This window comes from Polycyclovorans algicola TG408 (assembly GCF_000711245.1).
Taxonomy (GTDB): domain Bacteria; phylum Pseudomonadota; class Gammaproteobacteria; order Nevskiales; family Nevskiaceae; genus Polycyclovorans; species Polycyclovorans algicola.
Map to the genome: position 1 here is coordinate 670,125 of NZ_JOMH01000001.1, position 11,059 is coordinate 681,183.

The window sequence follows — 11,059 nt, forward strand, 5'->3', positions numbered from 1 at the left end:
GGGTGTTCTCTTGGTCCGTCATTCCCGCGAAAGCGGGAATCCAGTCATCCTGCAATCGAGTTGTAAAGGTCGATCCATTGCGGGTTCTTTTCTTCAATCAGCTTCAGCTTCCAACTGCGATTCCATTTCTTGATCTGTTTCTCGCGGAGGATGGCCGCAGAGGGATTATCGGCGGCCTCGAACCAGACGAGCTGATGAACCGAATAACGCTTGGTGAAACCATCGACGACATCGTTCTTGTGTTCCCAAACGCGGCGAATCAGGTTGTTGGTGACCCCCACATAGAGGGTCCCGTTTCGTTCGCTGGCGAGCAGATAAACGTAGTAGTTCAATTCTCGGACCGTCTGGATTCCCGCTTGCGCGGGAATGACGATGATTAGCGGCGATTCTTGATCGGCACGAACTTGAGGTTTTCCGGGCCGGTGTAGTTGGCGCTGGGTCGGATGATCTTGCCGTCGATGCGCTGTTCGATGACGTGCGCGCTCCAGCCAGCGGTGCGGGCAATCACGAACAGCGGTGTGAACATGGCGGTAGGCACGCCCATCATGTGATAGCTGACGGCGCTGAACCAGTCGAGGTTGGGGAACATTTTCTTGATGTCCCACATCACCGTTTCCAGCCGTTCGGCGATGTCGTACATCTTCATGTTCTTCTCTTCGGCTGACAGCGACTTGGCGACCTGCTTGATCACCTTGTTGCGCGGATCGCTCACCGTGTACACCGGGTGGCCGAAGCCGATGACCACTTCCTTCTTCTCGACGCGCGCCTTGATGTCAGCCTCGGCCTCATCCGGATTGTCGTAGCGCTTCTGAATGTCGAAAGCCACTTCGTTGGCGCCGCCGTGCTTCGGCCCGCGCAACGCGCCGATGCCGCCGCAGATGGCCGAGTACATGTCCGAGCCGGTGCCCGCCACGACCCGCGAGGTGAACGTTGAAGCGTTGAACTCATGCTCGGCGTACAGCACCAGCGAGGTGTGCATGGCCTTGACCCAGGAATCACGCGGCTTTTCCTGATGCAGCAGGTGCAGGAAATGCCCGCCGATGGAGTCGTCGTCGGTTTCCACATCAATGTAGTTGCCGTTGAACGCGAAGTGATACCAGTACAGCAGCATCGAGCCGAGGCAGGCCATCAGCTTGTCGGCGATGTCGCGCGCGCCGGGGTGGTTGTGGTCGTCCTTTTCCGGCAGCACGCAGCCCAGCACTGAAACGCCGGTGCGCATCACGTCCATGGGGTGGGCGGACGGCGGCAGTTGCTCCAACGCGACCTTCACGGCCGCGGGCAGGCCGCGCAAGGCCTTGAGCTTGGCCTTGTAGGCCTTCAGTTCCGCCGTGGTCGGCAACTTGCCGTGCACCAGCAGGTGGGCGATTTCCTCAAACTCGCAGGTGGTGGCGACATCGAGAATGTCGTAGCCGCGATAGTGCAGGTCGTTGCCGGTGCGGCCGACGGTGCACAGCGCGGTATTGCCGGCGGCGGTGCCGGACAGCGCCACCGATTTCTTCGGCTTGAAGGCCGGTGCGGGCGCCGCTTCAACGGCGGCGGCCGGCGCTGCGGCCTTGGCCGGTGCCTTGGGTTTGGCGGGGGCCTTGCGGGTGGTTTTGCTCATGATCGTCTCCATTTTTCGGTCATTCCCGCGTCGGCGGGCGTCCAGATTTAAGTTGTTTGCGGAACCTGATCCCCGCCCTCGCGGGGGATTGGATTCACTTCTTGCTCTTCGCAAAAAGGGCGTCCAGCTTGTTCTCGAACGCGTGGTACCCAATCGCCTCGTACAACTCGGCGCGCGTCTGCATCGTGTCGACAACCTGCTTCTGGTGGCCATCGCGACGCACCGCAGTGTAGACCGCCTCCGCCGCCTTGTTGGCCGCTCGGAATGCGCTCAGCGGATAGAGCTGAATGCTCACACCCACCGACGCCAGCTCGTCCCGCGTGAACAACGGCGTGGCGCCAAATTCGGTGATGTTGGCCAGCACCGGCACCTTCAAAGCGTCGACAAATCGCTTGTAGGTCGGCAGGTCGTACGCCGCCTCGGCAAAGATCGCATCGGCCCCGGCTTCGGCGCAAGCAATGGCGCGCTCGATGGCGGCGTCCACACCATCGACCTGGATCGCGTCGGTGCGGGCAATCAGGAAAAAGTCCGGGTCGGTCTTGGCGTCGGCCGCAGCTTTCACACGGTCCGCCATTTCACCCTGCGACACGATCTCTTTGCCGGGACGATGACCGCAGCGCTTGGCGCCCACCTGATCTTCGATGTGGCAGGCGGCGGCTCCGGCCTTGATCAGGCTCTTGACGGTTCGCTCGATGTTGAACGCGCTGGCGCCGAAGCCGGTGTCGATGTCGACCAGCAGCGGCAGGTCGCACACATCGGTGATGCGGCGCGTGTCGGTGAGCACATCATCGAGCGTGTTGATGCCCAAATCCGGCAGGCCCAGCGAGCCGGCCGCCACGCCGCCGCCCGACAGATAGATGGCCTTGAAGCCCGCATGTTTGGCGAGCAGGGCGTGGTTGGCGTTGATGGCGCCGATCACCTGCAGCGGCTTTTCGGCGGCAAGGGCAGCGCGGAACCGGGCGCCGGCGGAAGCAGTCATGGTGCGCTCCTGCAAAAGTAAGGACGATGATCCTACCCAAAACGCATGCCAGCCGACGGCGCGGGCAATAACCTCAAACGAATCAGTGAGATAACCGTGATCAGTCGCTTTCATGACCCACCATGATGTTTCATGTGTCGCACAATGAAACATGGCTGATACATCTGACCTCGCAGAAGCCCGCCCGCGCCGCTTGCTGATTGGCGCGGTCGCGCTGACCCGGCTGTCGGAGTTGATGGGCGACGTGATTGCCGACTTCGACGGTCGTCGCGCCAACATCGAACTGGTCAAGCTGGGCTTTGAAGACGCGGTGCGCTACCTGCGCCGCCGGGCGGGGCAACCACCCTTTGACGTGCTGGTGTCGGCCGGGTCCAACGGCGCGTACCTGAAGGCACGCGCCGAGTTGCCGGTGGTGCTGGTGCGCCCCAGCGGCTTCGACCTGATGCAGGCCCTGACCCGCGCGCGGCAACGCTCTGAGCGCATCGGCGTGATCACCCACGCGTCCGACATGCCGACCTTCGCTGACTTTCGCCGCGCATTCGATCTGCCCATTGCGCAGCGCGCCTTCGTCACTGCTGAAGATGCGCGCCAATGCGTGTCGGAACTGGTGGCGCAGGGCGTCGAGGTCATCGTCGGCACCGGCCTGGTCACCGAGCTGGCGGAGCAGGCGGGCATCGCCGGCATCCTGCTGTACTCGGCCGATTCGGTGCGCGCCGCGTTCGAGCAGGCGATGGACCTCGGCACCTTATTGCAAGGTCGCGGTGCCCCGCCCGGGCCGGTCACCCCGCCGCGATCAAAACGCAGCACGCCACGCCCTCGTGACACCGATTTCTCGGGCAACAGCCGCGTGGCGCGGGCAGTGCGAGAACAGGTCACGCGCTGCGCGGCCAGCGACGCCACCGTGCTGATTCTTGGTGAAACCGGCAGCGGCAAGGAGCGCGTTGCCCGTGCGTTGCATGCGCAGAGCCCCCGCAGCGGCGGGCCCTTCGTGGCCATCAACTGTGGCGCGCTCAGCGAGAGCCTGCTCGAAGCCGAACTGTTCGGTCACGAGGAGGGCGCCTTCACCGGCGCGCGGCGCGGCGGCAGGCCCGGCCTCATTGAAGCGGCACATCGCGGCATCCTGCTGCTCGATGAGATCGGCGAAATGCCCTCGCCCTTACAAACCCGCCTGCTGCGCGTGCTGGAAGAGCGCGAGGTGCTGCGCGTTGGCGGCATCCAGCCTTTGCCGGTGGACCTGCGCGTCATCGCCGCCACCCACCGTGATCTGGACGCCGACCTGCGCGCCGGGCGCTTCCGCCGCGACCTGTATTACCGACTCAACGTGCTGCGCGTGCAATTGCCGCCGCTGCGGTCGCGGCCCGATGACTTGCCGCTGCTCATCGAGCAACTGCAACCCGGCCTGCGGTTCTCGGCCGAGGCCCTGCAATGCCTGCGCCGCTACGCCTGGCCCGGCAACGTGCGCGAGCTGCGCAACCTGCTGGAGCGCTGCCGCACCCTGGGGCAGGCCGGGCGTGACATCGAAGCGGGGGATCTGCAGCAGTGGGCGCCCGAGCTGGGCCAGGCCGCCGCGCCAACGATGCCGCAAGACCCATCGGACCTGCCCGCGTTGCTCAGCGCGCACGGCGGTGACCGGCAGGCGCTGGCCCGCGCGCTCGGGATTTCGCGCAGCACCCTGTGGCGACGTTTGAAGCGGGCTGGCGACGTTCGCTGACACCGTTTTCACGCAAGATTCCCGGCCAGCGTCGGCCATGCGCCGTACTATCGGGCATCCGCAATTCACGCACGCCAAAGACGCCATGTTTCGAAACCTGATGAATCTCGCCGCCCTCCCGCTGGTTCTGCTTGCGGGTTGCGCCAGCGGCCCCGGCTGGTTGCCCAGCCCCGGCGCCGCACAACCGGACGTCACCGAGTTTGGCGCCATCACCACCCTCGCTCCGGCGGTGACCACGCCGGCCGACAAAGGCGCGCCCATCAGCGGCGCGGCCGCTTGGTCGGGCGCGGGACGCGGGTTGATCATTGGCGTCGTGCCGACGCGCAACGCGCTGCGGGTGTTCGATGCCAACAGCGGCGCCCTGCTGCAAACCGTTGCCCCAGAGGGCGATGAGGCCTTCGATCGACCGCATCGGCTGCACGTCATCGACGATCTGCTGTTGGTCGCCGAGCGCGAAAGCGGCCGCGTTCACCTACTGCAACTGCCCGATTTTGCACCGCTGCTGACCTTCGGCGATGGCGACGACCAGCCGCTCAACCGCGCCCAGTCGATGTGGGCCGTGCGCATGGCAGATTGGGGTTATCACCTCTACGTGACCGACAACTATGACGTCTCGGGCGCCGCGCAAAACAACAGCGAGCTGCGCCGCAGGGTCAAGCAATACGCGCTGTCGAAGGGCGCCCTGGGCTGGAGCGCCCGCAGCATTCGCGCCTTTGGCGAGCCCAGCGGCGATGGCCAGCTCTATCAGGTCGATGCCCTTGCCGGTGACGCCACCGACCGTCTGCTGCTGATTGCCGACATCGACACCCGCGACGCACGCCGCATTCGCGTCTACGGCGTCGATGGCCGTTACGCCGGCCGCAGCGCGGGTGGCGGCGTGTTCCGCAGCAGTATTTCTGGCCTCACGCTAATGACCTGCGGGGAAGCGAGCCAAGAGGGTCTGTGGCTGGCCACCGATGGCGGCAACAACGGGCACTACCTGCATACCTTCGACCGCGACACGCTGGACTACCGCATGAGCTTCGCCATGCCGCCGCTGGCGATGCACGGCAGCCTCAGCCTGCAGGGAAATCGCCTCTACACCGTGCTGGCCGATGGCCGCGTGGCGGGCTTTGATGTGGCACCGCTAAGGAGTTTGAAGGCGGGTTGTTAACAGACGCAGCCCAACCGCGCGGTGTCACGGGCGGACTTGAAAAGCGCACCCTGCCGCCTGTAATGTGTACGATTAAGCAACGACATACACATTAGGCGATCTATGAGAACCAACATCGAGATTGACGACGCATTGATGTCCGACGCCTTGATGATGACAGGCGTGCGGACCAAGAAAGAGGCCGTCGAGATGGGCCTCAAGGCGCTGATTACGCTAAAGAAGCAGGAGCGCATTCAACAGTTCAAAGGCAAGCTCCGCTGGGAAGGCGATCTGGATGAGATGAGAGCCGATTCGTGATGCTGGTTGATTCCAGCGTTTGGATCGACTTCTTCAACGGCGCCGAAGCCGCCGAAGTGAACTTCCTTTCCGACTGCCTCGGGCAAAGGCCAATAGCTATCGGTGACTTGATGCTCGCCGAAGTGCTGCAAGGGTTTCGAAACGACAAGGACTTCCAAACAGCCGTGGCGCTCTTCGACTCGGTCGCCGTGCTGGAAATCGTGGGCAAGGACATTGCCGTAAAGAGCGCAAAAAACTTCCGGGCGCTGCGAACCAAAGGCCTCACCGTGCGAAAAACGATTGACTGCGTCATTGCAACCTACTGCATCGAACACGAGCTGCCACTGCTACAGGCCGACAGAGACTTCGAGCCTTTTCATGAACATTTGGGGTTGCAGCGGGCGCTGCTGCGTGCCTGACGCAACCTTGGCGCGGATAGCGCAAACCATCGTCGTAACGCCGTCGCCCTAATCTCGCACCCAATTGCTGCCACGAAGTTTCTGTTCGCTGCGCATGACGTGCAACATGGAAACGCGACGCTGCGCCACGTCTTGCCGATAAAGAACGCGACACGGAGGCTCGATGATTTGGCGATAACGCCAGTCGCTGAACTCCGCAGGTTTCGAACCACTGTCCGGGTGCGCTTCGAGCTGATCCACATGTTCGAATATCCGCCGAACAAGCTGTTGTGCCGCCGAAAGGTTGTCTAGCGCGATGTAGTCCGCAATCGCATCCAAATCGGCCAGCGCTGGCTCAGACCAAATTACTTCAACCATCGGGCCATCTTGGCCTTGGCTTGACTGCTTGTGACGGCGCGACCCTCTTCTACGGCACGCTCCCCGCGTGCGATGCCCTCCATCAGCTTCAACTTGGCCTGGAGGTTTTCGTAGGTGTCCACGTCAACGAGATACGCCGAAGGCAGCCCATGCTGGGTGATCAAGATGGGCGCCTTGTCCTTGGCCAAATCCGACAGCAGGTCAGTGGCCTTTCTCTTGAGCGTGGTGACGAGTTCAGTGCGCATCCAGTGATACTAAAGTGGCACTTTTTAGGGTGCAAGCGCCCCGAAAACGGTTGGAACGTCGACTAGCCCGATGTGGGCAATTTAATCAGTGCAATGGGTAACGTGTCACCGTAATTCATCACGTTACCGAAACCATCGAAGCAACGTTTCAAGGTGACCAGGCTCAAATTGAGTAGCCAGAAAGTCGTTTAGTCGACGCGGATCGGGCTCTCGACGAAGAGGCTCAACCATTTCCTCCCACCCAGCGAAGTCACCAGGTTGATTAAAGGTGATCACGCCAATTCCGTGTTTTTTAGCTTCTGAGTAAATCTCACTTAGCGAGTCGTCGAGGTGCTCCTTATCGACATCAGGCACATGCAGAAGTATGTATGCCTTCGTAGCGGCGCGAAGATGAGCCAATGCCTCGTACACAGCAGTTACATCAAGAGCGTCTGCTGGCTTGACTTCGAACGTAATGACGTCGAAGTGCCTGCCCGGAATGTAGGGATAAATTGATTGAGTGACTACGACGAGGTCGGGACGTGACCAACGCCCGCCGGTTTCGCGGCGCCCTTGCCTTGCGGTTGTGTGAACAATCCAGCGTTCAAGGCGCTTCTCCTTTGCCCACTCACCGTTCAGAACCGCCGCTGCTGGTTGATAGAGTTCTTCCTCCCTGATGGGCGGAGGAACTACTTGGACCTGTTGTTGAGGCGCATGTGGCGCAGCGGGTTGTGTAACGCGACAGACAAGGCCACCACGACCACGCGCTACTGAAAGAAGGTTCTGGTCAATAAGACTGTTTCGTACAGTCCAGTAACGATCTGACTCCCAACCTAGTTGCCTCCGAACCTCCGGATTTGTGCTGTAAGACCCATCCGCTGGCACAAGATCAAACAACTGCTGCTCATCTGGAGTCATAGCGTGTCCTTCAGTGATGCCCAACGCAAACTAGATATCAATCTGACGCACAATCCGAGCGAAAGCCCCGCTCCGCGACTCACGTCCACTGGGCCTCAAGCGCTGCTACCCGCGCTTCCAATGCGGCGAGCCGGGCTTCCATGGCCTCGGTCGCTGCGCTGCTGCCGCCCGCGCGACCCGCTGCTGGCGAAATAGCAGCCTCCACCTCTGGCTCGCCACAAAGCCGATGCGCCCACCGCGTCGCGGCCTGGCCGCTTTGCCGGGGTAGCTGACTGACCAGTGGCGTGCCGCGGTCAGCAAGGTCTTGCAGGGCGGCTTCGACGGCTGCGGCGTCGGCGGGCCCGCCGATGTAGGCGGCGTTGGATTTGAGTTCTGCCACCGTTTGCGCGCCGCGCAGCATCAAGGTGACGAGCACCGCCTGGGTATCGCGCTTGAGCAGCATCTGGTGCTGAAACTGTTGGCGCCATTTTTCGCTGCGGCCGAAGCGGTCATCGCGCGCAGCCCAGCCCAGGGTTTCCAGATCGCGCAGCGCCTGCCCCACGTCGGCTTCGGTGAGTTGCAGATGCGGATGCCGCTGACTTTTCTGGTTGCAGGCGGCGCGCAGGCCGTTGACGGTCATCGGGTAGTAGTCGGGCGTGCTGATGGATTTTTCGACCAGCGAGGCGATGACCCGCGCGACCGATTCGCTGAGTTCCGGAATGCTCATGCGGCAAGCATCCGGTCACGCTTGTCAGCCACGGCCGCCAGCAGGTCGGCGTAGGCGGTTTCGAACTGGGCGATGCCATCGATGCAGAGTTGGTCGGTGATGTCGTCGAGCTTGATGCCGGCCTCGGCGATTTTCGCCAACTGCTGTTCGGCGGCGGGCAGGTCGACGTCGAGGCTGCGCGTGACGGTGCCGCTGTCACGAAACGCATCCAGCGTGGCGGGCGGCACGGTGTTGACGGTGTGCGGGCCGATCAGCGCGTCGAGGTACATCGTCGGTGAGTAGTCCGGGTTCTTGGTACCGGTGCTGGCCCACAACATGCGCTGCGGGCGTACACCCTGTTCCAGCAAGGCTTTCGCGGCCGGGGTGTCGAGCAACGCCAGAAAATCGGCATAGGCGGCACGCGCGTTGGCGATGGCAGTGGTGCCCTGCAAGGCCTTGGGCAGCTTCGGGTCGGCGGCGGCGTCTATACGGCTGACGAAGAAACTAGCGACACTTTCGACGCCCTTTGGATCACCGCCGCTTTTGACCCACTGCGTCATGCCGTCCACCCAGGCATCGGCAATGGCGCGGTAGGCGGCACGGCCGAACAGCAGGGTGACGTTGACCGAGATGCCGGCTGCGAGCAGTTGCGGCAGGATCTTCACGCCCGCGCGGGTGCCCGGCACCTTGATCATCAGATTGGGGCGATTCACCGCCGCTGACAGGCGCTTGGCGGCGGCGACGCTGCCTTCGACATCGTGCGCCAGCGTTGGCGAGACCTCGAGGCTGACCCAGCCATCGAGCCCTTCGCTTTGCGCGTACAGCGGGGCAAATGCATCGGCCGCCTGCTGAATGTCGGCAATGGCCAAGGCTTCATAAAGTGCTTCGGGGTCGCGCTCCCCGGCATCGATCTGCGCTTGCAGCGCGTCGTCGTACAACGCCGTGCCGGCGATCGCCTGCTTGAATATGGCGGGGTTGGAAGTCAGCCCGCGTATCGCGGACTCATCAATCAGTCGCGCCAGACCGCCCTGGTCGAGCAGGTCACGGCGAATGAAATCGAACCACAGCGACTGGCCGTGGGGAAATACGTCATCAAGTCGGCTCACCGGCAACACCACATCAGGTTTGAGTAGGTGACCAGCATAAACCGATGGCCTGAATGACCGTCGCCACACAAGCTTTCAACGCAAAGGCGCGAAGGGGTGAGACAAGGACGCAAAGGAAAGCCCAGGCAAAAGAAACAAGAAAAACTTTGCGTCCTTTCTTGTTTCCTTTGCGCCTTTGCGTTGAACGCTTCTACTGACCTCTGGGACGCTCAGAGCCCCAAGGTTTCCAGAATGGCCTCGGCTGCTTCGCGCCCTTCGAACACGGCGGTGACCACCAGGTCGGAGCCACGCACCATGTCGCCGCCGGCAAAGATTTTCGGGTTGGCGGTCTGGAACTTGTGCTTCGTCTCGGCGTGTTTGTGCACGCGCACACGGCCGTCTTCGTGCAGCGAGACACCGTGGGGCTCCAACCATTCGGCCGGGCTGGGGCGAAAGCCGAAGGCAATCACCACGCGGTCGGCTGGGATGATCTGTTCAGAGCCTTCGACCACTTCGGGACGACGGCGACCGCGGCCGTCGGGGGCGCTGAGGCGGGTTTCAACCACCTTCACGCCTTCGACCTTGCCGTTGCCGACAATGGCCACCGGCTGGCGGTTGAAGAGGAACTTCACGCCTTCTTCCTTGGCGTTGGCCACTTCGCGCTTGGAGCCGGGCATGTTGGCTTCGTCACGCCGGTAAACGCAGGAGACGTTGGCCGCCTGTTGGCGAATGGCGGTGCGGTTGCAGTCCATGGCGGTGTCGCCACCGCCCAACACCACAACACGCTGACCGGCCATGTCGATGAAGTCGGCGGCATCTTTTTCGATGCCCATGACGCGGTTGATGTTGGAGATCAGGTAGGGCAGCGCCGAGACCACGCCCGGCAGATCTTCACCGGGGAAGTCGCCGGTCATGGCGGTGTAAGTGCCCATGCCGAGGAACACGGCGTCGTATTCGGCGAGCAGTTGGTCCAGGGTCACGTCTTTGCCGATTTCGGTGTTCAGCCGAAACTGGATGCCCATGTATTCCTGGATGCCGCGACGGGTTTTGACGACTTCTTTTTCCAGCTTGAACGGCGGAATACCGAAGGTCAGCAGGCCGCCGATTTCGGCGTGGCGGTCGTAAACCACCGCCTGCACGCCGTTGCGCGCCAGAATGTCGGCACAGCCGAGCCCGGCCGGACCGGCGCCGATGATGGCCACCTTCTTGCCGGTGAGTTCGACCGCGCTCATGTCCGGGCGCCAGCCCTGCTTGAAGGCTTCGTCCGAAATGTACTTTTCGATGCTGCCGATGGCGACCGCACCAAAGCCGTCATTGAGCGTGCAGGCGCCTTCGCAGAGTCGGTCCTGGGGGCAGACGCGGCCGCAGATCTCCGGCAGCGAGTTGGTCTTGTGGCTGAGTTCGGCGGCGGCAAACAGATTGCCTTCCTCAACCATCTTCAACCAGTTGGGAATGTAGTTGTGCACCGGGCACTTCCACTCGCAATACGGGTTGCCACAGTCGAGGCAGCGGCCGGCCTGGGAGGCCGCCTGCTCGGCGGGAAATTCTGCGTAGATCTCGCGCCAGTCGTGCATACGCACTTCCACCGCCGCCTTTTTGGGGTCTTGCCGGGAGACTTCGAGAAACTGAAGATGATTCTTTGCCATACC

At 62.4% G+C, this 11,059-nt stretch carries 13 protein-coding genes; 4 read left to right on the top strand and 9 right to left on the bottom strand.

What is annotated here, in order from left to right; all coding sequences use genetic code 11:
* Positions 1–44 precede the first annotated feature (44 nt).
* The 3 genes from U741_RS0103240 to prpB form a co-directional block, all read right to left on the bottom strand.
* Entirely contained in the window at positions 45–332 is a 288-nt protein-coding gene (locus U741_RS0103240; RefSeq protein WP_043110179.1) for a GIY-YIG nuclease family protein, read from the bottom strand.
* A 44-nt stretch (positions 333–376) separates the two neighbouring features.
* Positions 377–1,603: a bifunctional 2-methylcitrate synthase/citrate synthase gene (gene prpC, locus U741_RS0103245; RefSeq protein ID WP_084155017.1), complete on the bottom strand. Its 1,227-nt coding sequence runs from the start codon at positions 1,601–1,603 to the stop codon at positions 377–379.
* Between the two features lie 94 nt (positions 1,604–1,697).
* Positions 1,698–2,582: a methylisocitrate lyase gene (gene prpB / locus U741_RS0103250; protein WP_029889058.1), complete on the bottom strand. Its 885-nt coding sequence runs from the start codon at positions 2,580–2,582 to the stop codon at positions 1,698–1,700.
* A gap of 151 nt (positions 2,583–2,733) precedes the next feature.
* Here prpB and prpR point away from each other — a divergent pair, with 151 nt between their 5' ends.
* The 4 genes from prpR (at position 2,734) to vapC (ending at position 6,141) form a co-directional block, all read left to right on the top strand.
* Positions 2,734–4,293, top strand: a complete 1,560-nt coding sequence (gene prpR, locus U741_RS0103255) for a propionate catabolism operon regulatory protein PrpR (RefSeq protein WP_029889059.1) — start codon at positions 2,734–2,736, stop codon at positions 4,291–4,293.
* Between the two features lie 37 nt (positions 4,294–4,330).
* Positions 4,331–5,446 (top strand): YncE family protein, encoded by a 1,116-nt coding sequence (locus U741_RS0103260; RefSeq protein ID WP_029889060.1) that lies wholly within the window; start codon positions 4,331–4,333, stop codon positions 5,444–5,446.
* 102 nt (positions 5,447–5,548) lie between these two features.
* Entirely contained in the window at positions 5,549–5,743 is a 195-nt protein-coding gene (locus U741_RS0103265) for a type II toxin-antitoxin system VapB family antitoxin (RefSeq protein WP_029889061.1), read from the top strand.
* Positions 5,740–6,141 (top strand): type II toxin-antitoxin system VapC family toxin, encoded by a 402-nt coding sequence (gene vapC, locus U741_RS0103270; RefSeq protein ID WP_029889062.1) that lies wholly within the window; start codon positions 5,740–5,742, stop codon positions 6,139–6,141. The genes U741_RS0103265 and vapC overlap by 4 nt, the downstream gene beginning before the upstream one ends.
* A 48-nt stretch (positions 6,142–6,189) precedes the next feature.
* Here the strand turns inward: vapC and U741_RS0103275 are convergent, their stop codons facing one another.
* The 6 genes from U741_RS0103275 to U741_RS0103300 form a co-directional block, all read right to left on the bottom strand.
* Positions 6,190–6,498, bottom strand: coding sequence for a type II toxin-antitoxin system RelE/ParE family toxin (locus U741_RS0103275; RefSeq protein ID WP_029889063.1), 309 nt, complete (start codon positions 6,496–6,498; stop codon positions 6,190–6,192).
* Positions 6,486–6,743 carry a type II toxin-antitoxin system Phd/YefM family antitoxin gene (locus U741_RS0103280; RefSeq protein ID WP_029889064.1) on the bottom strand — a complete coding sequence of 86 codons (258 nt, stop codon included), beginning with the start codon at positions 6,741–6,743 and terminating at the stop codon, positions 6,486–6,488. The genes U741_RS0103275 and U741_RS0103280 overlap by 13 nt, the downstream gene beginning before the upstream one ends.
* Before the next feature lie 123 nt (positions 6,744–6,866).
* The gene (locus U741_RS19155; RefSeq protein WP_152551474.1) at positions 6,867–7,640 is read right to left on the bottom strand and encodes a hypothetical protein; all 774 of its coding nucleotides are present in this window, start codon (positions 7,638–7,640) and stop codon (positions 6,867–6,869) included.
* A gap of 79 nt (positions 7,641–7,719) precedes the next feature.
* Positions 7,720–8,346, bottom strand: coding sequence for a DUF480 domain-containing protein (locus tag U741_RS0103290; RefSeq protein ID WP_029889066.1), 627 nt, complete (start codon positions 8,344–8,346; stop codon positions 7,720–7,722).
* On the bottom strand, positions 8,343–9,431 hold the full coding sequence (tal, locus tag U741_RS0103295; RefSeq protein WP_029889067.1) for a transaldolase: 1,089 nt from the start codon (positions 9,429–9,431) through the stop codon (positions 8,343–8,345). The genes U741_RS0103290 and tal overlap by 4 nt, the downstream gene beginning before the upstream one ends.
* Before the next feature lie 209 nt (positions 9,432–9,640).
* Positions 9,641–11,056, bottom strand: a complete 1,416-nt coding sequence (locus U741_RS0103300; RefSeq protein ID WP_029889068.1) for an FAD-dependent oxidoreductase — start codon at positions 11,054–11,056, stop codon at positions 9,641–9,643.
* Between the last annotated feature and the right edge of the window lie 3 nt (positions 11,057–11,059).